Below are 23,374 nucleotides of genomic sequence, written 5' to 3' on the forward strand. Positions count from 1 at the left end.
TCCGGCTCATCTGAAGGACATCGACGAGTTGGCAGCCTAGGCACTTCTGTTCACTGCCGCTCTTTGCAACCCAATGCCAAAGGAAACGGCAATGAACCTATTCGCAAACTTCGACGCAGAGACCCTGGCACGCATCCAGTTTGCCTTTACTGTGTCGTTTCACATCATCTTCCCGGCCTTTTCCATCGGCTTGGCAAGTTTCCTGGCTGTCCTCAACGGCCTTTGGCTTTGGCGCAAGGACAGGACTTACCTCAATCTCTTCAACTACTGGAAAAAGATCTTCGCAGTTGGCTTTGCGATGGGTGTCGTGTCCGGCATCGTGATGTCTTACCAATTTGGCACGAATTGGAGCACATTCTCGGACACCGCCGGGCCCGTAATCGGACCCCTGATGGCCTACGAGGTCATGACAGCCTTCTTTCTTGAGGCAGGTTTCCTAGGTATCATGCTTTTCGGTCGCGAACGCGTCGGTCCCGGCTTGCATATGATGGCCACGGCGATGGTCGCCCTTGGCACTCTGATATCGGCTACGTGGATCTTGTCCGTCAATTCCTGGATGCAAACTCCGGCCGGGTTCGACATCAACGAGCTGGGGCAATTCATCCCCGTGGATTGGTGGTCGATAGTCTTCAACCCATCCTTTCCCTACCGCCTGACACATATGGTTCTCGCCGCCTACCTCACCACGGCATTTGTGGTGGCCGGGGTCGGGGCCTGGCACTTGCTGCGCCGCAATCGAACGGCCGAGGTCACCCGCATGTTCTCGATGGCGATGTGGATGGCCGTTCTGGTTACCCCTCTGCAGATCGTCGCGGGCGATCTCCATGGCTTGAACACGCTGGAGCATCAACCGCAGAAAGTAATGGCGATGGAGGGTCACTTCGACAGCCATCCCGAAGGCGCACCACTGATCTTATTTGGTATTCCAAACGAGGATGTGAAGCGCGTGGACTATGCCATCGCGATTCCGAAACTATCATCGCTGATCCTAAAACATGACCTGAACGCCCCGCTTGACGGGCTGGACACTATTCCTGACGATGAAGAGCCCCCGGTCGCGATCGTCTTTTACAGCTTCCGCGTCATGCTCGCTATTGGCTTTGCCATGTTGGGTGTCGGCATGTGGTCGCTTGTTCAGCGCGTTCGAGGCCGCCTCAACGAAGATCGCTGGTTGCAGCGGGCATCCGTCCTGTTGGCGCCCAGTGGGTTTGTAGCAGTGCTGGCCGGTTGGATCACCACCGAAGTGGGGCGCCAACCATACACAGTGTACGGGCTGATGCGGACATCGGACTCCATCTCACAAGTGGATGCGACTGCTGTTGCAGCGTCTCTGGTTGCCTTCATTGTCGTGTATTTCGCCGTTTTCGGGGCGGGCACGTTCTACATGTTGCGCCTCATGGGAAAAGCACCTGTCGAAGGTCTACAGGAAAATCACAAACCCATTGAAATCTGTACCTTTGCGGAGGCGGCGTAATGTTTGAACTTTCGACAATCTGGGCAGGCATCATTGCCTTTGCCGTTCTGACCTATGTGATCCTGGACGGATTCGATCTTGGAATTGGGATCCTCTTTCCATTCGCAAAAACCGACAAAGATCGCGATGTCATGATGAACTCGGTCGCGCCGGTATGGGACGGAAACGAGACCTGGCTGGTCATGGGCGGAGGAGGTTTGTTTGCTGTTTTCCCGCTGGCTTATTCCGTGGTGATGCCCGCGATCTATCTGCCTGTAATCATAATGCTACTTGCGCTTGTCTTCCGAGGTGTCGCCTTCGAATACCGGTGGCGAACGGTGCGCGGGCGCTGGCTGTGGGATGTTGCGTTTCATGGTGGCTCAACCGTAGCCACCCTATGCCAAGGCATCGCGCTTGGCGCTCTGGTTCAGGGTATCCATGTCGAGGATCGGGTGTACGCAGGTGGACAGTGGGATTGGCTGACGCCGTTCTCTGTCTTGACGGGTGTGGCCTTGGTGATCGGGTATGCCTTGCTGGGTGCGACCTGGCTCAATATGAAAACCACGGGCGAGATACAGCACCGGATGCGTTCTTATGCCCGTCCGCTGATGTTCACGACGCTTGCGTTGATCGGCGTCGTCAGTCTTTTGACCCCATTCCAAGACCCGATCTATCTGATCAGATGGTTTTCGTGGCCCGGTGTCGTCTTCTCGGTACTTGTGCCGGCTGTAGTTACCGTCATTGCATGGATGCTCGATCGCGGCCTAAAGGAACAGCGCGACTACCAGCCCTTTTTCTGCGCCATTGCCTTGTTCGCCGTGTGCTTCATTGGCATCGGGATCAGCTTCTATCCCTATATGCTACCTCCAAGCCTCACGATTGCTGAAGCCGCCGCACCGGACAGCAGTTTGGCTTTCGCTCTGGTCGGAGCCGTCATTCTGCTGCCTGTGATCCTGGCTTACACCGCCTACACGTACTGGGTTTTCCGCGGGAAGATCGATCCAGAGGAGAATTATCATTGAAACTGCTAAAGCAAGTTTTCTGGTTCGGCGCGATCTGGTTCTGCAGCGTCTTGTGCCTAGCCACTGTCGCTTACGTAATCAGGTTGTTCATCACCTGAAATACCAAGGATACCAATGCTCGCACATCGGCGTGTCCAACTGGCGCACGCATTTGTTCAAGTGTCGAAAGAAACCCAGTTCCGAACAGCCAAATTCCGAAGAACAAGCAACCGGCCTGGTCGTCTCATCTTTAGAAATTCTAAGGGGCAATGATGCTTTCTCTTCCAAAATTAATGCCGGTGCGGTGGGATCAGATTGATCCTGCTCTGCCCATTCCACTTAAACAACGAAACCGGGGCGGCAGTCGTTCGTCCGGCATGTTGCCAAAGTTGTTCAAAGGGCTCATCGCTGCAGGGCTTGTGACCTGTGTTCTATTGCCCGTCACCTCAGCCCTCCCAAGGGCTGTCTCTAAAGACCTAACCCTTATTGTTGATCTGTTGCTAGTCCTGTTCTCTGCGCTTGTCATTTTTGCTTCCACAGACGCAATAGTACCGAAAGGGTCAACACTGCGGGACACCCTCGGACGAGGCTTGGCCTCTCTCGGTACAGCGCTTATCATTTCACCCGTGGGGCTCTCGATCCTGTTCGCACGATACCTACAAGACTGGGTGTCAATCATAGAAGACACGTCTATCGAACAGGCGGGAAGAACAGCGGCATCCCTGTTTGGTGGTGTCTTTGTTGCTAATGCGCTTGCCATGGGATTGGCGTTGGGATTTCTATCGTTGCTATTTGGATTTAGGCTGATGCAAAATCGTCCAAAATCACTTGTTTCGCCTTAGGCGGGTGAGTTTCCGCTTTGGGTTCACAGCGGTCATTCGAAAGTTCACATTAGGGAGGGACCTCCGCTATGCGGACAATGCGGGCAATCGCTGCTGTCCCATTTGGTGTCAGCTTTTCCGACGGCCAGCTCGGTCGCTCAAATCCCTTTTGGGACCCTTTTTTCGGAAACGCGTCACCCCACCGGGATTTGCCGGCCGACTTAGGCTTCTCGAACGCAGGCTGAGGTCATCCACAGTGTTGAGGCCGGGAACTTCGGGTCTGGATCACTTCCGCCGACAAAATTGACGACAATCGTAAAAGCACGTAGTTTTTGCATATTTCTTGAGGGACTTTGCAATGATGCGTTTTATCGTCAGTAGCATTTTCGCAGTGCTATTTCTGTTTTCTCATCAAGCAAATAGTCAGCATATACCTCAATACGATGCCTCGTCGCTTGCTGCCGAATTGAGGTTTTATGGCCTTAAGGACCATATGCCGGTAGCTGTCGCTCCAGGAATGCTTTTTTCGGAGGCGTGGGACAGGCAGAATAGGTTGGTTGTCGTTGTTGTTCATTATCCAGACATCAATACCAACCCAGCTGACCATCTCGTTGTCGCAGGACAACCCGATTATGTGCGATTTCTCCAAACGCTTTATGTTGACCATCTGGCAAAGCATCGCGTGGACACGTCAAGGATCAGACGGGCTGGTCAGATGCAATTCGTTCATATGTATCACATTGTGAATGGAGCTCGGATACCTCAAAGCTCTAGCCAAATGACAACTGTCGCAAAGGGAGAGTATAGGATTCACCTTCGTCCAAATGGGTCGGGCGGTCTTGTAGGGGACGTCGCTCAGGATCGGGTAGACCCAGGCGGCATGACGGCCGGCAAAAGGTCTAATGCATTAGAAGTTGTCGTAAAAAGAGAGAACCAGATAGACGAGCGAATTCTGGAGAGTTGGAAAAAACGCGAAACCATTGCTCAGGAGCGCATTGATGCCCAAAAAGCCATCTATAAAAACGCAGTGCGAACCGGAGCTGTCTATAAGGGTTACGATTACTGGGTGAATTTTCAGGATCCAGTACTGATGGCAGCAATTCTGAATGGCGACGGCCAGGGGTATAACCTTGATGGCATCCTGATGGGGTGGGTGGCAGCTTTTGAGGCTCAATGCAGCCATCTCCTGGCGGAAGACTACTTTGAGTTCGAAGATCAATACATGGTCACCTATCGGTCCAGACTTGGCAGGCCGAAATCATCGTATTCAAGCAGTAACTCCGTCAGAGTAAGAAAACACTTTGCTCCCTATGTGGATGCAATTCGTCGGAATAAGTTCGGGCCGTCCTTCATGGTAGCACTCAATCAGCTAACAAGGGTGTGGAATGGTGACCTGACTGCGGTTTTTGAGGTTCCAAGCGGATTGAGTGCGCCAATTATTGATGCAGCCGTATTCATTCGCTCGAATGGCTGCGAGAGCAATTCGGTTCAGCAGTTTGATCTTAATCTCTTGAATGCGTTGGGCGGTGGATTGAGCGTACAGCAATCTAGTGCGCTTGATGCTGACAAATCTCGTTCAGAATCTAGCATAGAGCCGGGCAGTTCAAACTTCCAAACGATTTCGGAGGCTTGCTGGCACGCAAGCATGTATGTAGCCACTTCGTTGAAACCTGCCACTCCTCAGCTCTGCGTTTGCGAGGAGAGTGTTTTTGCAGACCACTTGTCTCCGAGTTTGAAGCAGGAAGCGCTCTCGGACTATCCAAAGTTCGCACTTGATGTGAAAATGGCGAAAACTCCAGAGTACAAAAAATTGCGGGCGAAGCGATATCAAGCTTGCAGGAGTATTCTGGAGTAGATTTCTGATAAGGTTAGCTTATACGCTGCTTGTTTTGAATTTTTCAGCTGACGGGAAAACAGTATTCAGGCCCGGCGTATTGGTGGCATGAAGCGGGCACTAAGTAGCAGTGAGTAGCAGAAGGCCGATGGTGGTTCTTGATGGCTCGAAGTACGCGTGGAGCCTGGACTTCGTTAGTATGCGTCCGACGAATGGGCCGTTCGTGCTGTACAGTGAAATGCTGTAACTGCGAGCCACGCTCGTTTTGAAACGTCCGGTTCGAGCTCATAGCGGAAATTCGAAAGTTCACAATCAGAAGGGACGTCCGCTATGCGGACATAGCCGACATTCAACTTAAGTCGCCGGGGCAGGTTGGAAGGCCACAAAGCAGACCTTCTCTGAGTCTGCAGTATCAGGCGCCACGATCGGCAGCAGCATGTAGAAAGCTGACTTTGCAAAGCCTCGCGCTCGGCCCGTAGACGAGGAACATTAACTGGCAAATTCCTGCCGGGGAATAGGCCGGGCTCTTTTCATAACCCCAAGATCGCCATAAAACTCCGCAACCCCTCAAACAGGCAATATAGCTTCTTGCAAAACAGCGACAGCAAAACGACTACGAAATGGCCGCGCCAGTCCGGCACTGCCCGCGCTGCGTTTGCGATGGTTTGTTTTGCTCTTCTATCTGCCTGCGCTCAGGGCTCAAACGAGGCGGATCTCGACCCAGAACGTCAGTCCATGGCTTTGCGCGAGGTCTCACAAAAACAAGCTCGAGGGCAAAGGGTGTGGTGTGTACCCTACGCACGTAACCTCAGCGGTATCGAAATTCGCGGAAATGCCAAGGACTGGTGGGGCAAGGCGCGCAATACTTTTGAGCGAGGTAGTGAACCGGTTGTCGGTGCGGTCATGTCATTTCGAGCAACCCGAGGGATGCCCCTTGGTCACGTGGCTGTCGTATCCGATGTTATCACAGACAGGGAAGTCATCGTGAACCACGCCAACTGGCACCGCAACAAGGTATCGTTGAAAATGGGCGTCAAGGATGTATCCAAAAACAATGATTGGACTCTGGTCCGGGTCGAAAGCAATCCGGGCCGGTATGGCAGTTTCTACCCGGTGAACGGGTTTATTTATCCCAAAATTGACGGTTAGCCTGATTCAACTATGTGCCGTATCCTCCACACATCCGGCGGAGGCGTCACAAGCGGCCCTTTTTTCGGAAACAAAGTGCATACACGAGCCGCCTGCGTATGGAACAGGTGTGGCGGTACTCTCTCGCATATCGGAAAGTGCAAAGCCTGACTTTGAATGTTAGGTTTGGGCTGCAAACGGCCCAATGCACCTGCAGCTTCCAAGTTTCACTGAATTGGCGGCAGTGGGCTCGAAACCACCAATTTGATACTCGCTGCAATGAATGGCCACTGCGAGCCCTGCCTATTATTTCATTGGGGTTCGGTGATTGCTGGGTTCACCCTTACCTAACGGTGCTCTTTTGGCACCCAGTCTTCGGCCTCGTTGTTCCAGAACCTGTTAGGATTGTCCTCGTCCATTCCCCGGATATGGAGCGTCCGCATGCACGGCTCTACGAGGATCACCGGCTCTTCGTAGGGGTGTGATGAATAGATGTTTCTTAGAACCTGCACGGTTTTGGCTTCGTCACTGCCCAGAAAGAAAGACAGCTCCACACAGGGCACTTCGACAACCCTTTTGGTTGCCGTGTTGCGCCCACTCCCCAGTGATCTGAATTGTTGAATTCCCGGCGCGGTCCGATAGGTGACGCAATCGTAGTCGCCATACTCTAGAGCGTCATCGACCAGAACCGCGTCAATGATCTTTTGCACGTGTGTATCGGGCACCTGGACGACGATCCGCAGACCGTTTTCAGGAACGAACCTGTCATTTTTGAGTTTGGGCAATGTCATGTTTATCTCCAGCAGTTTCTGCCGAAATAGCTCATTTTGGCGATGTTCCGGAAAATGACGGTTCGTTATCGGCCGAACCGTCAGGTGTCACCCGAGCCGTCCAGAGTCTGTCTGCTCAGGCCGAACCAGCGTTCGAGCGCATCGAACCCGTCGTCGGAAATGGTAAGGGCGCGGCTACCGGTCCTGCGCTTCAACCAGTTCGCCGTCAGTGACTTCTGCATGATCGCTGTGGCCAGCGGGCCGGAAATGTGGTGCCGACGCTCTGTCCAATCAAGGCAGAGTTTTGCCGCAGGTTTCCCCGATGAAACAGGTGGAGGCTCGATCCCGATATCATCGAGGAAATCTTGATAACGAGGGCCGGATGTCAAAGCGTCATCTCTGAGATTCAGCACGTTAAGGGCAACAAGGCGCTTCGTCATCAGGACACCGAGCTTACCAGCAATATGATTGTAGCAACTGCGTGCGCGTTGTGTGTCTGTCGCGATCCGGCCGGGCCGAGACAGGTGGTCAGTCGGTGACAGAGTTGCCAATCCTTCCAGAACCTGAGCAACGTCAGCACTTGCCACCTGGTGATAAATATGCCGACCGCTTCGCAATGAAGAGGTCAGACCGGCAATTTCGAGTTGCTTCAGATGGGCACTCGCCGTCTGCGGGCTAACCTCAGCCGCACAAGCCAGCTCTTTGTTGGTGAATGCGCGCCCGTCCATCAGTTCGCACAAGATGCGGGATCGGCTGGGATCGGCGAGCGCGGCCCCGATTATGTCCAGTCTCGGTTCGATTGCCATGCAAGACAGATTAAGGACAGAAAACGAATGCAGCCAGTAATAACCGTTCGATGGCGAACGAAGTGAGCTACAAAGCGGACACTGATCAAAGGTCTGTTTTGTCCCGCTCACCTGTCTTAACTCACTGGCGCTTCCAATGTCCGATTTGCGCTGCAACCCGACGAACGCACCCGCAAAATCCGTCACACACAGGAATGGTGGCGTTGGGCTCAAACCGCACAATTGTGCTGTCGGCACATGCGCGTTCCAGAAACCACTGGCCAGATCTTCAGCTCCATGATTACTTGCGCTCTTACAGGCATCGAACAGCCAGGAGGCGCTCCATGACCAGGCGATACAGCTTTCCCGAGGGGCACTGGAATTGGCCGGTAACTCTGACGCACCACCATGCAGTGCGTGCGGGCGACATGGTCTTTACTGGCGGGCAGGTGGATTTGGATTCCCAGGGAGCCGTTCGCAACATCGGCGATCTGGATGCCCAAGTGCGTAATTCGATGACCTATATGCAGGATCTTCTGACCGACCTTGGCGTGGGTTTCGCCGATCTGGTGCGGCTGGTTGTATATTACGTCGGTGACGCGGGTGATGAGGTCCGGTTGCTGAACCTTCTGGCCGACATCATCGGAGATGAGGTTAAACCGGTGGTCAATCTGATCAACCTGCCTGAACTTTGTTACCCAGACATGCTGTGCGAAATCGAAGGCGTCGCCATGCGAGCTCCTGATGGCAGCGCTCTGCCCCGCGAGAACTTCCATCTCGACGCCCAGTCGCCCTTGCCCAGGGCCTTCTCGCATGTGGTAAAATGCAGCGACATGATCTTTACCGGTGACATGACCGCCCGCTCTGCCGACGGATCGGTCACCTATCCCGGCGATATCGTGGCGCAGACCCGATTGATGATGGAGCGTCTCTCCTGCGCACTTCAGATGGCAGGTGCGGGGATGCAGGATGTGGTCAAGGTCAACACGTTCTACCTTGGCGACGGCACGGCGGAAGATTGGGAAGTTTCGGCCCGCATCCGTGCCGATTATTTCCCTGATCCCGGTCCGACGCCCACCGGCATTCCCGTACCTTCCTTTCCCCATGATGGTTTGACCACACGCATCGCCGCGACCGCCTGTGCTCCCGGAGCGCGTCGAATCCGCCATATCTGGCCTGACGGGCACTGGAATTGGACCGCCGCACTGCCTTACAAACACGGAGTCGGTTCCGGCCAGCTCATCCATGTGGGCGGCCAGGTGGCACTGGATACGCAAGCTGAGGTGCTGGAACCCGGCGACATGGTCGCCCAAACCCGTATCGCAATGGAGAATGTGGCTCGAGTTTTGGATGAGTTCGGGGCCACTCTAGACGATGTGGTCAAGGTCACCACCTTCTATCAAGGCAGTGCCTCAGCCGAAGCGCTACACGAAAACCTGCTGATCCGTTCCAATTCCTACACTGCACCCGGCCCAGCCACGACAGGCATCCCGGTGCCCAATCTGGTCTACAAAGGCATGGTGATCGAGATAGAGGTAATTGCGATGCTCGAGAACAATATGGAAACGTGAATTTACGTCAAAGGATTCAACGCTAATCTGCGCGACGTTACACCCAGACCGCCCCGGGAGCGCTCTGAAGCGACTTCGGCACCTCGTATGAAGATGCAGTGTTTGTGATCGGGGATTGTGGAGACTGCGAGTAGCCCGAACAGGGGGCGCCTGCTTAGCTCCATTCGCTGCATGTTGCACCGGCGAAGGGCTGCCAGGTTGCTGACGACCGCTTTGGGCCCGTTCGGCCACATGAGGCAGGCTGCAAAGAACGACCGCTGTGAGCCCAAATATGATCGATGCCGCGGATAGCTCCCATGGCTGCTTGTAGTTCGACAGGGCTATAGGGACTCCCGTTGCACTGATATATTAGTGAGGGAGTTGTCCAAGTGATCGTTCCAGACGCTTTTTCCCATACGATCTTGAAGATCTGCCAATAGCATTGCGCCAATGGCTCCAATTGGGTTCACAACTATCTTGCTAGCTTCGGAGATCGTCGATGCGCGGTTAAGTAGGTTATTCACAGAAACAAGAAGTTGAGCCTGCTCTAATCCAGCCACACATTTTTCTGGGTTCGCCGCAGCGTGGTTTGCAATTTCTGTGTCGATAGCTTTTGACTCTTCGACAGCTATCGCAAGACATTCGGCAATTTTTTTGGGATCGCTGACCACAAATCGCATTGTATTCTTGCCGACAAGAACGCTTGCCTGTCGAAACACCAAGTACTTTATTTGGGGCTGTACATCGTCAATCTGTGGTAGAAAAATGCTGATTGCACCTGTCAGGCGATTAAGGCGGTGCGATTGAAAGTAAAGCCGATAATTAGTGAGATGTAGCCGTCCTCCGATGCCTTCTTTACCTTTCATCCCCACCGCCCACATCAGGCCACTAGCGGCAAAAGCTTCTAGTTCATAGTCATCCAACCGAATGATAAAATTTGCTCCAAAAGTTTCTTTGACGACTTCGCCAGGCAATAACTTATTTGAAGGGAAGGCTGTTTGGCGTTTGATTATCGGATTGTTGACAAAAGCAAAAATGAAAATAGAAAACAAAAACCCCGAAATGGATGCGGCTATAAAGGCGGAAGCCCAACCCATCTGAAAAACCAAGGGAAAAAAGATTAGAGCACCGAAGGCAACGCCGGAAACTACATACTTCATCTGTCACTCCGCAGTACGTTGCCAGCCTACAATATTTAAAGTCGAACCAGGTAATTTGAGGTAGGCTAAGCAAAACTACAAAATCCTTAAGTCGCGAGCTTATGACTGGGAACACCCCGAATACAAGGCGTTGGTACGACCGCCGAGAAAGACCACTTTGTCCGCAAGGTGGAAATGCAATGAATTCCGCTGAAAGGCCGCATTGAACCCAGATCGGACAATGCAGAATGGGTTAGCCCACGTCTGTTTTTTTTAAACAGCAAGGAGGCGATAGCTGCCAGGATTTAAAAGCGCAAAGTGTTCGCCGATTTGAACGTGGGCATAGCTCAGGTGCAGACTGCCAAGCCGAAGCCTTTCCTCGCGCACTTTGCCAAGACAAAAAGTTTCTAGTGCGCGTGAAAGGAAGCTTGCTGAGCGTTAAATCAAGAACGCTTGGCCGCAGAAGAGGGGGGCTACTGTTTCCAGCCCCCCGAAGTGTCGGCGTCGACCCGTAAATTACACGATTTGAAAGTCGTCGACGTCAAGATGCCACACATTAGAAATGAGCACTGATCCCTTGTCTTCGATCTCGATCAAAGAACCTCCTCTTACCAACTCAACTGCGTTGGCAACGTCCAGCGCTGATCCGAAATCATCCGACGAAAAGATCAGCTCGTCGTGGGAGTCGAAACGGGCTACTTTGTTGTCTCCATCGATGTTCGTGAAATCGAAGCTGTCTGCCCCAAATCCTCCGCTGTAGAAGTCATTCCCTTCGCCATCAATAAAGGTGTCATTTCCGCGGCCACCAAACGATCTGTCATTGCCGGCGCCATCAATGAAAGTGTCGTCGCCACGACCGCCATACGATTTATCGTTGCCGCCACCGTCGATCAGAGTGTCGTTACCAGCGCCACCTGCAAGTCTGTCGTGTCCGTCACCGGCACTCAGGACATCATCGCCCCAACGACCCCAAAGCTTATCATTGGCACCGCCGCCTTCAAGAACGTCATCACTCCGCGATCCTTTGAGCTTTAACGGCTCCGGATCGAGGTCGAATGGAAGAAGTACGGCATCTATCGCCTGTATTTGACCATTGGCGGCTTCGATATCCGTCAGCCCGTCTATCAATTCTGGATTTGATATCTGCGGGTCCGCGTCGACCACTTTGTTGCCTTCAATGACAAGCGTCGCACCGTCCAGAAGTGTTCCAAGGACCTTTTCCTCTTGCAGGCCATCAACACGCTGGCCACCACCCAACACATGGTACTTCAGAACGTCTGACACAGTTTCAGCGCCGAGAACGGTCGCCAGAGCAGTTGCGTAATCGGCATCCACCACGTCCTCTGGTGCCTTTTCAACCACTTCGGCAACATTAATTCCGAGGCTGTCGGACAACGCAATGAATGCGTCGTCTGTCGGCGCAAAGACCGTAACATCGGCATTCCGGGACGCCGCAGCGTCCAACAAGCCGTTAATGTCGTTTGTAGCGATCAATGCGGCCGTCAGGATTTCAAAGCTGTCATTTCCGGTTGCAATGTCGGCAATGGTCGGTTGTGCAATCACCTCGGCGACATCCAACGGCAATAGAACCCGATCAATGGCCTGAATTGTGCCGTTGCTGGCCGCAATATCGGTCAGACCTTCAATCACTTCAGGGTTTTCGAGCTCAGGGTCCGCGTCGATCAATTCACCATCTTTGACGTCAAAGCTGGTGGCCAGCCCGTCAAGATCGACCAGTGTGTTGACAGAACCGGCCTCTTCGAGCTCTGCCAGAGAAGCACCACCGATTTTGACATGATATTTGAGTACTTGGCTTACCACGTCGGCGCCCAATACAGTAGCAAGTGCAGTAGCGACGTCCGCATCAACGACGTCAGCCGGGTCTTTTTCAAGAACGGCCGCGACATCGATGCCAAGGCTCTTGGCAAGCTCAGCAAAGGCAGCGTCAGTCGGGGCAAAGACAGTTATATCGGCATTCGGATCCAATGCCACGTCCAGCAGGCCGTCAATCCCGTTTGTTGCTTGAAGCGCGGCAACGAGGGTTTCGAAATTGTCGTTGCCGGAAGCGATAGACGCGATGGTGTCCATGGGCATTTCTTCCACCGGTGGTTCGGGCATCGGCGGCTCTGGTGGCTTTCCGAACAGCTTGTCGAAGACGTTTGACAGAAGGTTTTTAAAGAACATGGTGGTACTCCCCAGCAGTTTTGGTTTTGCACCAAAGGTGAACGTTGCTTCCTTTGGCAGCGGCAATCTGCTTTCGATTGCCCGGAACTGATGATGTTTACGGAAGCTTTAGTGAACTGGATCATTCAATCAGACGGCACGTCCGCTAACGGATGTGACTCCGGACACTTCCATGCGAGAGAGATCGCACCGAATAAGCCTCTTAACGCTCTGCATTGACGAGTTTTTTTGCTTGGAGCATCTTCGAAGCTGCCGTGCTGGACAAATTTTGGACGGCGTTACTAAAACAACTTCAACAATTCGCAAAACTCATTTGCTCGATCAGTAGTTTCATTGAGTAAGGCTTTTGGGCAGTTAGCGAACGGGCATTTGACGGATGGAATTGGACGGCAGCTTTGTCCGCAGAACAGCCATTTGCCACTTGGTGCTAAACGTCCGGAATGTGTGGCTCTCGACGTGCCACACATGCAAAGGACCGAAGCTTGGTCGACGGCTGATATGGGCTCAAAGTGACACGTCTGTTCAGCCACTAAAAACGAAAGAGCGAGTCACATAGTGACCGTTTTTTTAGCCTGCAAATCCTCACGGCAGAATGACCGCATTGATATCAATCAAGTTGGCGCTGGCTTTAAGGATTAGGTTGCTTGCATCACGACCATTGATCTAATCCGGAGAAGGCCAATTATACATCAGTCTCCAAGCTGGGTTCGTCCTGTAGCAATAGTCGCTGTGCTTTTTGGCATTGTGACGGTCTTTTCCGGGGGGACGGCACTATTCGGCGGTGCCGCAGCCAAAGCCGCCGTTGGAGACGCGGTTCCGTTGGTGCTGTGGTTCAATTTCTTTGCTGGTTTCGTTTATGTGCTCGGCGGATACACACTCCTTAGATCTGCATTCTGTGCGCAGCGAATTGCTTGGTTGATTGGTGTTTGTACACTTTTGGTGTTCGTTTCTCTGATAGCAATGGCAATTACTGGCACCCCGTTCGAATGGCGAACAATTGGGGCCATGATCTTACGTTCGACCTTCTGGCTAGCGATTGCAATCGCGCTATCTAAGAATGCAAAAAGCAGCCAAAAGACTTTGCGCCTGCACCGGATTAAACACTAGCTTTGCCCGCTGATTGCTATTGGCAAACTGCGCCAGAAATGTCCGGTTGGCGCGGTTCGCAACGTACTGCAGGTGCAAAAAAACATGAGAAGATTGTCGGCAGGTATGGGCTCTATGCGCTCTTTCATTGCGATATCGCTCAGCGACGGCGTAAAGGCAGCTTTTGTGCCCTTGCAACGCGCGCTGCCGGTCGGCCGACTGGTATCGTCGGACAACATGCATTTGACGCTAGCCTTTCTGGGTGATCAGGCCGAGGAGACGTTAGAGGAATTGCATGAAGAGCTTTTGATACTTTCAGCTCCACCCTTCGGCGTCTCCTTTTCAGGGATCGAAAGTTTTGGGCAGGTTCTGGCTGTCGCAGTGGAGGATTGTCCGGCACTTACAGCCTTGCACCAAAAAATCCATACTGCCATGCGTCGAGCCGGGATCGTGCTGCCCCGCCGGCGCTTTCGCCCGCATGTGACTATTGCTCGCTTCAAACCAGGACAACACGAGGCGGTTCAGCTCGTCCAACGTCCGCGCACTATGAACGCCTTGCCAAAGATGCCGGTGATCGGCTTTACCCTATTCCAATCGACCTTGCACCCAGAAGGTGCCAGACACGAAGCCTTGGCGCATTATATACTCAGGTGACGGGCGCCGTTGAAGCCAAACGGCCAGCGCTTGGCATACATGTATGAAAAAGAAGATCGCTGTTGAACGCCCGTCCAAAAAACGCTCCTTGGAGCGGTCGCAGCGATAACTCTGTTTGTCCACCACTTGCCATTACTCGCCGGTACTCCAAACGTCCGGTTTTCGCAGTTTCGTGACCTGCTGTACAAGCAAAATGCTGGACCACATTAAATAGCTGGAAAGGGCTCTTTCGACCACCGGGGACGTCGCAGAGAATGGCCGCATCGAGCCCAAACCTATTCGCTGTTTAGCTCTCATCCCATGGTGTCTGCCATCGACGATGGGATGATGACTAACAGGATGCACGAAAGCGTCAGACCGTCTAACGTGTGGCCGTCGTTGGCGTCGCCATTTGTGTCCAACCACGCCCCGCGTAGATGTCTGAACAGTGACCCGTTGCTTTGGTGGTAACAATTGGCGATTTTGGTCCAGTGGAACATCTCCGTTTGCTCTTGAGCCGGAGTATTGATTGCAGTCACAAGCCCAGCCACCGCATTTGCGCATTTGAACGACGGTAAGCCCGCCCCCTACCTGAAGAATCTCAACCGAAGGCCGCGATAGATAGCAGGTCGGACAAATACAGTCCTGACAACACCGCTTCGCCGGATCATTAATTCTGCGTAAAGCCGCTTGACTGGGAGGACCCCGTTACCGAAGTCTGGAACCTAGACTTTTTGGGCTTTCCAACTAAACATACTATTTAGATGTGTCTATTTTTGAAGTTCATTATGAGTTAGATCAAAATGCCAACATCGCGTGAATATCAGAGCAACCGAATTAAAGACCGTTTTTTGGATTCTAGGCTGCTCAAAAAGACTTCAAGAGTGGTTGCCCGTCCGATAATCAGCGAATCCACAGTCGAACAATACAAGCCTCTTACAACTGTCCGACCCGATGTCCTATCGAAAGATCAAGCCAATGCACTAATATCCGGGTGGATAGTGAATGGCGAAGCCAGAATGGTTGCCAGATTCGGAACGAGCGAATTTGCACCCATGGATAATTATTGGCTTGGGCATATTGCCTCTCGAGCCGAGAGAATACAGCATTATTTATACCGTGAAGGTATACCATTCCCGTCGAAGAGAACAATCCGCTCCATGCATCATGCAGCCGGCTTTTTCCCACCTGAACGGAAGGCACTCGAAAAATACCAAGCAATGATTTTGGATATGCTGCCCGAGGTGGACCTATTAGCATCTTGGGTTAATGGAGAAGCGGTTTACGCACAGCAATTGTCAAACGCAAATGTTTGTCATTTAGGTGGCATTGGACCTTTATTCAGCGAAACACCTTGGACCAAAGCGTTGGCAGGCAAGAGGGTGCTTGTTGTTCATCCTTTTGCGAAAACAATTGAGATACAATATTCAACCAAGCGAAGAAAGCTGTTTTCTGATCCCGACTTGATGCCGGAGTTCAAACTGATCACGTTGCCTGCGGTTCAATCCATAGGGGGCGCATCGGTGCCGTTTCATTCTTGGTTTGAAGCGCTTGATTACATGCACCAAAAGGCCTCAAAAATTGATTTCGATGTAGCAATCATTGGCTGCGGTGCTTACGGATTTCCTCTTGCGGCCCACATCAAACGCATGGGCAAAACAGCAGTGCATTTGGGTGGAGCAACTCAAATTCTATTCGGAATTACTGGTGCTCGCTGGGAAGAAAGTCCAGATTTCAAAAAAAAAGTAATAAACGAGTTTTGGGTTCGACCTTCGAGAGAGGAAACACCCAGTAACGCCTCCGAAATTGAAGGAGGATGCTATTGGTGAAATTCTGGCTCTGTCGCAGACTTTGGCGTCGATCAGAACGATCGCTTCCCGCCCTTGCTGTTTTTTGCTGCGGTAGCGATGCGCGCAAACTGGCCGCTCGTTGTGAAATTACGATTGGCGGCTCGGTCCGCCCATCTGCCATCTGGCGCCAGATTTTTTAACGTCCGGAATGTGCGGTTTGCGACTTGTTGCACGAGCGAAGCCGCAAAGTGCTATGAAGGTCTGGTAAGGGCTCATAGCGGACATTCGAGCGTTCAAAGTAGGGAGCGCCGACGCCTGTTTTTCGGACTATGCAGACACAATTTTTTAGTGGCGGCTACTTCCCGTTGGACGAAAGGCGATCAAATTCACGGTCAAGAAAGAATACAAGCAGAATTCTGATAAGAACGATCGCGCCCGCATCAACAATGTCAGCGATGAGCCCTGCAATATTCTCGATCATGTTCATGCTTGAAACGATTACCTCATGAGGCTTCAAAACCCACCGAACAGTGTCCCGAGCAGGATGATTGCAGCCAACGCAATCATCGGTACCAGAACAGCAACTACGAAGATATCACCATAAGCTTCACGATGGGTAAGGCCACATATACCGAGTACCGTGATGACCGCTCCGTTGTGGGGCAAGGCGTCAAGGGCGCCGGAAGCGACAGAAGTGACGCGATGCATGGCTTCCAACGAGGTGTTGGTTGCGGCGGCAAGTTCGACAAATTGCGAGCCTAATGCATCAAGGGCGATACTCATGCCTCCAGAAGCAGAGCCAGTGATCGCTGAGAGCGTCGTAACGGAAACTGCCACGGCAACAAGCGGATTGCCCTCGCTCAACTCGAGCATGACATCGGTGATGGATTGAAAAACAGGCAACGCCGCGATTACAGCACCGAAACCAACGAGGCTGGCTGTGTTGAAGATCGGCAAAACGGCTGCATCAGCGCCCTTGTTAAGGCTTGTTTTGACGCTTGCAAGACGGGGCCAATTCGTTGCGAGCAGGAATAAGATAGAAGTGGTCAGCGCTACAATAATGGACCACACACCACGCACGGCCTCAATGGTTGTCTGCCCAAACAACGGTTCTGCGAGGTAACTGGTATCCAAACGCGGAACGGCCAACTGTATGAAAAGGAAGTTTACCACGACCACAAGCACAACTGGCGTTATAGCCAGAGCGAAGGCTGGTTCATTCCTTTGGGTGACACTTCCCGGTTCAATCTCGTTTAAGTCGAAGCCTTCACCCTGAGAGCGGGCGCGCATCTCGCTATCCAGTGCGGGAAGAGCTTCATCGTGTTGTCCATATCCTTCACCGGAAGCTGCAGCTCTGGAGGCCCGACGGTTGAGCCACGCCATACCAAGGCCAGCCATAATAGTAGCTGCGATGAATCCAAGGCCCGGTGCGGCGAACGCAGTGGTTCCGAAGAATGGCATCGGTATGGCGTTCTGGATCGCAGGGGTGCCCGGCAAAGCCGACATCGTGAATGTGAATGCGCCAAGCGCGAGTGCGCCGGGGATGAGCCGTTTGGGAATATCCGCGTCGCGGAAGAGTGCTGCTGCGATTGGATAGATCGCGAATGCTACCACAAAAAGCGAGACGCCGCCGTAGGTTAGCACTCCACAGCACAGAACGACTGCCAAAATAGCTTTGTCAGCGCCAAGCTTGGAGATTACCCAATGTGCGATCGAACGCGCCGAACCGCTGTCGTCCATCAACTTGCCAAAGATCGCACCCAGAAAGAACAGTGGAAAAAACGAAACGATGAAATCGCCTGTATTTGCCATAAAAATCTGTGTGAAGCTTGCCAGTAGCGGCAATGCTCCCGTCAACGCAGCCGCCAGCAAAGCAAGGAGCGGCGCCAATATCAGCAGCGTGACACCGCGAAATGCAAAGTACATGAGCAACAAGAGCGAGAGTAGAACAGAGGCGATATCCATTTATGACTTGGGCTCCCGATCGGTACCTTCAGCCAGATGAGCCGGCTGGAGACTTTCTTCAAAAATCTCTCTTGGCCGCCAGGTTGACATCTTTCCGACGTCCGGCCATGCCGTCTTAACCCAATCTTCAGCAGTTTCGCGGCCGATTTGGAAAAGGTGATCCAGAAAGGCCATCTCGGCGTTCATCTTGCTGGAAACGCTGAGTTCACACATGGCTTCAGAAGAATGAATACGGTGCAACCGCCCATCTCGGTACGCGGCCCGATCGAGATTGTCATGCTCTATAATCTCCCATAGGAATCCAATTGAGCGGAGTTCTTTCATTAGGCTTGAGTTGAACGTGATCTCGTTAAGACGATTTTCGATCTCGTAAGGCGTTGTGGGGACATCCGCACGTTCGAACGGATTGATTTGAACTATAACGATGTCTCGCGCTTCGGTTTCGTCGACAAGGGGGAAGAGTGGTGGGTTTCCCATGTATCCGCCGTCCCAGTATGCTTCTCCGTCGATTTCAACAGCTTTGAAGACATGTGGAAGGCAGGCAGACGCCATCACCGCATCTACGCTCAGATCGGGTTGGCGAAACACTTTGGGCCGTCCGGTGCGCACATTTGTAGCGGACAGAAATATACGCGGTCCTTCTGCTGAATTGATGGCGTCAAAATCAAAACAATCCTTCACGAGATCCCGCAAGGGATTGAAGTTGAGCGGATTGAATTGATAGGGGGACGCCATTTGGCGCGTAAATTGCGAAATGATAAAGCCGGGAGAATATTCTAAGCTCCAGTCGCCCCGCAACCTGTCCCATAGAGTTCGCTTATAGGGACTCGCCGTGCTGGCTCGACTCACCCGCGTCCAGTAGCGCCTAAGCAAGTCGCGTGCACCCTCAGGCCCGGCCTCGGTCAGGCCCTGTGCGAGAGCGACGGCATTCATAGCACCGGCGCTGGTGCCGGAAATGCCCACGATTTCAATATCTTCAAGCTGTAGCAATCGATCCAGCACGCCCCAAGTGAACGCGCCATGCGATCCACCGCCCTGAAGGGCGATATCAATTCGTTTCTTGGGCACGGTTGAATCTCCTGACGACAATTTCGCAAGCCCAACATCAGTATGCCGCAACGCAGCAATCCCTCAAAGAAAAAGAAACTGAAAACACTATTTGTCGCATTTCAATGGCTGCTTTGGGCTTACAGCCGACATTCGAAAGTTCACAATAGGGAGGGACGTCTGCTGTGCGGACAATGCCGACCATGGCCGGATTGCCTGTATTGGTGCACTTATATTGGCTCATTGCACTCGAAGCGCACTAAGGAACGCAATCAAAGCGACCCTTTCGACGTCCGATAGATCCGGCATTAAAGCCATCTCTGTCCCAGGAACACGTCCTGCGGGATCGGCGATGAATTGATTGAGTTCTGAGACGCTCCAAACACCGGAAAGCGAAGCCATTTCGTTTGAGTAGTTGTAGCCTTCAACTCCGGCTTTGGTGCGTCCGACCACACCAATGAGCGACGGGCCGTGATTGTGCGCTCCGCTTGGTGCGGTTCCTTCTTCGATAATGTGGCATTGCGTGCAACCAATTGCTGAAATCCGCCCGAGTTCCAAGTCGGCCGTTGCTAATTCAGTTTCGGAAATGGGCGGCGGTTCGATTGGTCGTGCACCGCTTTCTGAGAGAAACGAAACCATCTCTGCGTTATCTTTCTTTTTGGCCAGATGGATCGGCGGCACACCCCAAAACTCTCGGGCATTAACGTTTGCACCATAAGCCACAAGAATTTTGGCGGCGTCCAATGCGCCCCTCTCGGCAGCATCATGAAGCGGCGTATAGCCCTTATCACCTGCCTGTGCGCTTGGATCCGCTCCCGCATTCAGTAAAAGTTCAACTATCTTTTTATGGTTGCCGCGGGCAGCCTTTTGCAAAGGACTACCAAAGTCGAGCATCGTGTTGGCATCTGCGCCATGTTCGAGAAGTATTGCGACAACGTCGGTGTGGCCGGACTGAGCGGCGAAGAACAAAGGCCTCTCCAAACTGGTTGGATCAACGCCTTCTTCGGCGGCGAGCGCAGCCTTCAAAGCCTCAACGTCTCCTTTTCTGGCTGCCTGCAATATGTCGTCAGCACGAGCAATCTGCGAAGACAGCAAAACCATAAGAAGGGGACAGAATAGCCAATTGAATACTCTGAATCGAAGCATCGTACGGTCCTCGAACAGTGGGTTCTCCGTCGATTTTACCATATTTCACCGCGGAGCGCTGATTGGGGTCATATCTTACTTAGTACAACGAGATCTGCTTACGCCATTGACCCGATGCTAGGTCCGCTTTGGGCTCACCGGAGACATTCGAAAGTTCACAATAGGGAGGAAAACCAGTTGTCAAATTTCATTGTTTTTGCAGCTCTTATTACGACAAATCTCTTCTTCTACTCGCGTGCTCAAGCACAGCAAGGTCCACTTGGGTACGTATATATCGGTGGAGTTCCGATGCACTGTACGTCAAGTGCAGGGCAAAGGGTGGCGATCTGAGCAAAGCTCAAGATGATACTACGGGGCAGTAAGAGCCAATTATTAATAAGGATACGGCACGCTATACACGCCATATTAATTCACTGAAAAAGTTTGATGGCGGAGACGAAGGGATTCACTGACGTGATTTAATTTGAGCCTTGCAGCTAAGGAAATATGGTGAAATAGACACCTAACGTGTGGTGATAACGTGTGGTGACGTGATGGCAAGACTCGAGAAACGACGGCGACTTTACTATGCCGTTAGGGACATACCACTAGACGCTCAAAAGCGCATCGGAAAGTCGCGCTTCCTTAGATCCACAGGCACCGGAGATCATGCGGCAGCCAAACTGGTAGCAGCCACTTTTGACGTAAGCTGGCTGGAGATGATTAGGAATGCCACCCGTCCAGAGAACGACTCCGCCCCCAAAGAAACCGCCGAAGACAGGATGCACCGCAGGGCGAACCACTGGCGACAGCGGATTGCTAACGCGGCACCGTCATCAAGGGACATAATCATTGAACAGATGAAGGAAGAGGCCAGTCAGGAAGCAGACCCTTCTGACCATGACGATTTCCACGGTATCCGTCGAGGCGAGCTATTCGTTGAAATCGCCTTAGGAGAACACGCGCAAACAGACGAGCATCTGGATAGTTTCCTTGAGGCCAAAGCCCGAGACACGAAGCCAAAAACGATAGACCTGTACAGGGGTAGCCTAGTTCGCTTCTGTCAGCACTTTCCCAAGACCTCCGATGTTAACCACCAGTCAGTAAAAGATTGGGTGGCGCAGTTGAGGGACGAAGGGACAAAAGACAACACCCTACAGAGAACATTTTCTGCGGTGCGTGGGTATTGGAGACACTTACAGGACCGTGGGGTGGTCACGGGGGACAACGATCCGTTTGCCAACGTCCTGAAAGTCGGGTCCCAGAGCAAGAACCGAAGGGGAAAAGCGACACCCTATGTTCCGTTTGAGCCGGTGGACGTGGTAAAGCTGTTGAACTCAGCGGTCACCAGCGGAGACGATGCTCTGGCCAATCTAGTCACGCTTGGCATGTGGACAGGCTGCCGGATAGAGTCACTGTGCTCACTCAAAGTCGAAGACGTGAAAGACGACACCTTGCGGGTCAGTGACAAGACCGATGCCGGGGATCGCATCGTCCCCGTCCACGAAAAACTCAAAGGCACTCTGTCTGAGCTTTGTGCGAATAGCGCCGACGGGTATGTCCTTTCCGGTTTGTCCTCGAACAAATACGGTGACAGGTCCAATGCCATCGGTAAACGGTTCGGTCGGCTCAAGGAACGAATGGGCTTCGAAGGGCGGCAATGGGGCTTCCACAGCATCCGCAAGACAGTCGTTACACAACTCCAGCACTCGAATGTCCCAGAAGAGATCACGATGTCGATTGTGGGCCACGAGAACCGGTCAATCACCTACGGTTTGTACAGCGCAGGACCCAGCCTCAACCAGAAGCGCGCGGCCATCGCGAAACTGAGCTACCCGACGATATGAATGAGCCACACAGCGCGCCTGTGTGAGTCCCACAGCGGCCAAGTGGAGTCCCCGCACCCCACCCCAGCCAAAGCAAGTTTTCGTCGCTCTACGGCCCGCCTAGCGCACCGTCTTCGCGCGGAGGGAAATGGTGCCTCCTATCATCTTGCTTTTCGCCGGGTTACACGATTGGCCGCGCTTATTCCTTTGATCGAAAGCAGACGAGAGAAGGACATAGGATCGACTAACTGATGAAGTCCTCTGTTTGGAACAACCTAGGTTGTTGTGGTCGTTCCATACCAGAGCGTCTTGCCGAACGTCCCCCTCAAGAATGCCTCTTGCCTACATACTGTAGAGCATATTAGTGGGCTAAATGCTGAGGTCCTCAGTGGGGGGTATATTCTATCTAATTACCCCATAACTGAGGGTCCTCTCTAACGTCCCTCTCTAGACTGTCTCATGACTACATACAGTAGACTATAGGTATGTACATTCGGGGAGGGCTTCGCCTCTCCCGTGTACGTACTTTTAAGTTCTTGTCCCGAAAAACAGGGGGCCGCAAATACCTTCTGTTAGTCCACATCAGCTTGTCTGAGGCGGCCTGAGTACATCAGGTCATCTTCAACGGTTCGCTTGACCCTTTCGCTCTCCGTGAATGCCTGTTCTCGGAGGGCACTAGCAATAGAGTGTGCGCTGATCGACGCGCAAACCGCAATGGCGCTCAGAGCAGCCATCCAGCCAGCGTCCTCAGTTCCTGCAAAATACCCGTACACGGAGGCAAGGAAGATGGGCACACCAACATAGACCACCGCTCTGTCAGAAACATACTCCAAGAAGAAGGTGTGCAATTTGGTGTCAATCTCGATCAACCGTCTTTCGGCTTCGCGAGCCTCGGCCTCCAAACTTGGACTTGAGAACTGATGTTCATTTGATCGCAAGTCGTATCCCATGCTTAGCACCCCGCCGTCATTCGATCTGAAGAGTAAGTGGCTTGATTTATTGTGGCTTTTGGCTTCGCCACTGCACCATCCCCGAGTTCACTTGCGACATAGTGCAATCGGATGAAAGGAACCAAAAGTGAACTGGCGGCAATGACTCAAATATGTTGCTGTTTGGACTCAACACATCACCGGTTGTCAATTTTTGCGCCGTGATGGCGAGCTTCCAAAGGACCCTGAGCAGCATCTCACAGGGGCTTGCTCCAATGAGACGTCTCAGCGGGTGAGTCAGAGTGACT

The 23,374-nt window shown here is 52.7% G+C and carries 20 protein-coding genes; 11 read left to right on the forward strand and 9 right to left on the reverse strand.

Features of this window, described 5'->3' with window-relative positions:
• Positions 1–91: 91 nt before the first annotated feature.
• From ACR0NW_RS12010 to ACR0NW_RS12035, 6 genes are all read left to right on the forward strand, one after another.
• Positions 92–1,474 carry a cytochrome ubiquinol oxidase subunit I gene (locus ACR0NW_RS12010; RefSeq protein WP_480450402.1) on the forward strand — a complete coding sequence of 461 codons (1,383 nt, stop codon included), beginning with the start codon at positions 92–94 and terminating at the stop codon, positions 1,472–1,474.
• Entirely contained in the window at positions 1,474–2,475 is a 1,002-nt protein-coding gene (cydB, locus tag ACR0NW_RS12015; protein ID WP_480450401.1) for a cytochrome d ubiquinol oxidase subunit II, read from the forward strand. Before ACR0NW_RS12010 ends, cydB begins: the two co-directional genes overlap by 1 nt.
• A complete protein-coding gene (locus ACR0NW_RS12020) occupies positions 2,472–2,573 on the forward strand; it encodes a DUF2474 family protein (RefSeq protein ID WP_480450399.1) in 102 nt (33 codons plus the stop codon). Before cydB ends, ACR0NW_RS12020 begins: the two co-directional genes overlap by 4 nt.
• 150 nt (positions 2,574–2,723) lie before the next feature.
• Positions 2,724–3,296 (forward strand): hypothetical protein, encoded by a 573-nt coding sequence (locus tag ACR0NW_RS12025; RefSeq protein ID WP_480791870.1) that lies wholly within the window; start codon positions 2,724–2,726, stop codon positions 3,294–3,296.
• A 337-nt stretch (positions 3,297–3,633) separates the two neighbouring features.
• Positions 3,634–5,130, forward strand: a complete 1,497-nt coding sequence (locus ACR0NW_RS12030) for a hypothetical protein (RefSeq protein WP_480450396.1) — start codon at positions 3,634–3,636, stop codon at positions 5,128–5,130.
• Between the two features lie 714 nt (positions 5,131–5,844).
• The gene (locus ACR0NW_RS12035; protein WP_480791871.1) at positions 5,845–6,258 is read left to right on the forward strand and encodes a CHAP domain-containing protein; all 414 of its coding nucleotides are present in this window, start codon (positions 5,845–5,847) and stop codon (positions 6,256–6,258) included.
• A 326-nt stretch (positions 6,259–6,584) separates the two neighbouring features.
• On the opposite strand, the gene ACR0NW_RS12040 is transcribed toward ACR0NW_RS12035, so the two are convergent.
• Positions 6,585–7,028: a YqfO family protein gene (locus tag ACR0NW_RS12040; RefSeq protein WP_480450392.1), complete on the reverse strand. Its 444-nt coding sequence runs from the start codon at positions 7,026–7,028 to the stop codon at positions 6,585–6,587.
• Positions 7,029–7,108: 80 nt separating this feature from the next.
• Entirely contained in the window at positions 7,109–7,813 is a 705-nt protein-coding gene (locus ACR0NW_RS12045; protein WP_480450391.1) for an ArsR/SmtB family transcription factor, read from the reverse strand.
• A gap of 323 nt (positions 7,814–8,136) precedes the next feature.
• On the opposite strand from ACR0NW_RS12045, the gene ACR0NW_RS12050 reads away from it, so the two are divergent.
• On the forward strand, positions 8,137–9,363 hold the full coding sequence (locus ACR0NW_RS12050; RefSeq protein ID WP_480450389.1) for a RidA family protein: 1,227 nt from the start codon (positions 8,137–8,139) through the stop codon (positions 9,361–9,363).
• Positions 9,364–9,683: 320 nt separating this feature from the next.
• Here the strand turns inward: ACR0NW_RS12050 and ACR0NW_RS12055 are convergent, their stop codons facing one another.
• Together ACR0NW_RS12055 and ACR0NW_RS12060 are read right to left on the reverse strand one after the other, a co-directional pair.
• Positions 9,684–10,502 (reverse strand): hypothetical protein, encoded by an 819-nt coding sequence (locus tag ACR0NW_RS12055; protein WP_480450387.1) that lies wholly within the window; start codon positions 10,500–10,502, stop codon positions 9,684–9,686.
• 495 nt (positions 10,503–10,997) lie between these two features.
• Positions 10,998–12,665, reverse strand: coding sequence for a fasciclin domain-containing protein (locus ACR0NW_RS12060; RefSeq protein WP_480450386.1), 1,668 nt, complete (start codon positions 12,663–12,665; stop codon positions 10,998–11,000).
• A 729-nt stretch (positions 12,666–13,394) separates the two neighbouring features.
• Here ACR0NW_RS12060 and ACR0NW_RS12065 point away from each other — a divergent pair.
• Positions 13,395–13,772, forward strand: a complete 378-nt coding sequence (locus tag ACR0NW_RS12065) for a hypothetical protein (RefSeq protein WP_480450384.1) — start codon at positions 13,395–13,397, stop codon at positions 13,770–13,772.
• Between the two features lie 84 nt (positions 13,773–13,856).
• Positions 13,857–14,405: an RNA 2',3'-cyclic phosphodiesterase gene (thpR, locus tag ACR0NW_RS12070; protein WP_480791872.1), complete on the forward strand. Its 549-nt coding sequence runs from the start codon at positions 13,857–13,859 to the stop codon at positions 14,403–14,405.
• A 293-nt stretch (positions 14,406–14,698) separates the two neighbouring features.
• Here the strand turns inward: thpR and ACR0NW_RS12075 are convergent, their stop codons facing one another.
• Entirely contained in the window at positions 14,699–14,884 is a 186-nt protein-coding gene (locus tag ACR0NW_RS12075; protein WP_480450381.1) for a hypothetical protein, read from the reverse strand.
• Between the two features lie 303 nt (positions 14,885–15,187).
• On the opposite strand from ACR0NW_RS12075, the gene ACR0NW_RS12080 reads away from it, so the two are divergent.
• Complete coding sequence (locus ACR0NW_RS12080) at positions 15,188–16,213, forward strand: PX domain-containing protein (protein ID WP_480450379.1); 1,026 nt, start codon at positions 15,188–15,190, stop codon at positions 16,211–16,213.
• 474 nt (positions 16,214–16,687) lie between these two features.
• Here ACR0NW_RS12080 and ACR0NW_RS12085 read toward each other — a convergent pair whose 3' ends face one another.
• The 3 genes from ACR0NW_RS12085 to ACR0NW_RS12095 all read right to left on the reverse strand — a co-directional run bounded on the left by ACR0NW_RS12085 (position 16,688) and on the right by ACR0NW_RS12095 (position 20,332).
• A complete protein-coding gene (locus ACR0NW_RS12085) occupies positions 16,688–18,139 on the reverse strand; it encodes a GntP family permease (protein WP_480450377.1) in 1,452 nt (483 codons plus the stop codon).
• A complete protein-coding gene (locus ACR0NW_RS12090) occupies positions 18,140–19,207 on the reverse strand; it encodes a patatin-like phospholipase family protein (RefSeq protein ID WP_170652845.1) in 1,068 nt (355 codons plus the stop codon).
• A 219-nt stretch (positions 19,208–19,426) separates the two neighbouring features.
• Positions 19,427–20,332, reverse strand: coding sequence for an ankyrin repeat domain-containing protein (locus ACR0NW_RS12095; RefSeq protein ID WP_480450375.1), 906 nt, complete (start codon positions 20,330–20,332; stop codon positions 19,427–19,429).
• A 533-nt stretch (positions 20,333–20,865) separates the two neighbouring features.
• Here ACR0NW_RS12095 and ACR0NW_RS12100 point away from each other — a divergent pair.
• On the forward strand, positions 20,866–22,158 hold the full coding sequence (locus tag ACR0NW_RS12100) for a tyrosine-type recombinase/integrase (protein ID WP_170674220.1): 1,293 nt from the start codon (positions 20,866–20,868) through the stop codon (positions 22,156–22,158).
• A gap of 551 nt (positions 22,159–22,709) precedes the next feature.
• On the opposite strand, the gene ACR0NW_RS12105 is transcribed toward ACR0NW_RS12100, so the two are convergent.
• Positions 22,710–23,087 carry a hypothetical protein gene (locus ACR0NW_RS12105; protein ID WP_480450373.1) on the reverse strand — a complete coding sequence of 126 codons (378 nt, stop codon included), beginning with the start codon at positions 23,085–23,087 and terminating at the stop codon, positions 22,710–22,712.
• Positions 23,088–23,374 lie beyond the last annotated feature (287 nt).

Source organism: Ruegeria sp. CF5 (genome assembly GCF_056537325.1).

Bases quoted from the DNA above. Each gene is read 5' to 3' on its own strand.
- ACR0NW_RS12100 (WP_170674220.1), top strand. From the start codon at position 20,866: ATGGCAAGACTCGAGAAACGACGGCGACTTTACTATGCCGTTAGGGAC.
- cydB (WP_480450401.1), top strand. From the start codon at position 1,474: ATGTTTGAACTTTCGACAATCTGGGCAGGCATCATTGCCTTTGCCGTT.
- ACR0NW_RS12055 (WP_480450387.1), bottom strand. From the start codon at position 10,502: ATGAAGTATGTAGTTTCCGGCGTTGCCTTCGGTGCTCTAATCTTTTTT.
- ACR0NW_RS12085 (WP_480450377.1), bottom strand. From the start codon at position 18,139: ATGGATATCGCCTCTGTTCTACTCTCGCTCTTGTTGCTCATGTACTTT.
- ACR0NW_RS12045 (WP_480450391.1), bottom strand. From the start codon at position 7,813: ATGGCAATCGAACCGAGACTGGACATAATCGGGGCCGCGCTCGCCGAT.
- ACR0NW_RS12080 (WP_480450379.1), top strand. From the start codon at position 15,188: ATGCCAACATCGCGTGAATATCAGAGCAACCGAATTAAAGACCGTTTT.
- ACR0NW_RS12030 (WP_480450396.1), top strand. From the start codon at position 3,634: ATGATGCGTTTTATCGTCAGTAGCATTTTCGCAGTGCTATTTCTGTTT.
- ACR0NW_RS12010 (WP_480450402.1), top strand. From the start codon at position 92: ATGAACCTATTCGCAAACTTCGACGCAGAGACCCTGGCACGCATCCAG.
- thpR (WP_480791872.1), top strand. From the start codon at position 13,857: ATGAGAAGATTGTCGGCAGGTATGGGCTCTATGCGCTCTTTCATTGCG.
- ACR0NW_RS12040 (WP_480450392.1), bottom strand. From the start codon at position 7,028: ATGACATTGCCCAAACTCAAAAATGACAGGTTCGTTCCTGAAAACGGT.
- ACR0NW_RS12075 (WP_480450381.1), bottom strand. From the start codon at position 14,884: ATGTTCCACTGGACCAAAATCGCCAATTGTTACCACCAAAGCAACGGG.
- ACR0NW_RS12095 (WP_480450375.1), bottom strand. From the start codon at position 20,332: ATGCTTCGATTCAGAGTATTCAATTGGCTATTCTGTCCCCTTCTTATG.
- ACR0NW_RS12050 (WP_480450389.1), top strand. From the start codon at position 8,137: ATGACCAGGCGATACAGCTTTCCCGAGGGGCACTGGAATTGGCCGGTA.
- ACR0NW_RS12035 (WP_480791871.1), top strand. From the start codon at position 5,845: ATGGCTTTGCGCGAGGTCTCACAAAAACAAGCTCGAGGGCAAAGGGTG.
- ACR0NW_RS12105 (WP_480450373.1), bottom strand. From the start codon at position 23,087: ATGGGATACGACTTGCGATCAAATGAACATCAGTTCTCAAGTCCAAGT.
- ACR0NW_RS12060 (WP_480450386.1), bottom strand. From the start codon at position 12,665: ATGTTCTTTAAAAACCTTCTGTCAAACGTCTTCGACAAGCTGTTCGGA.
- ACR0NW_RS12025 (WP_480791870.1), top strand. From the start codon at position 2,724: ATGATGCTTTCTCTTCCAAAATTAATGCCGGTGCGGTGGGATCAGATT.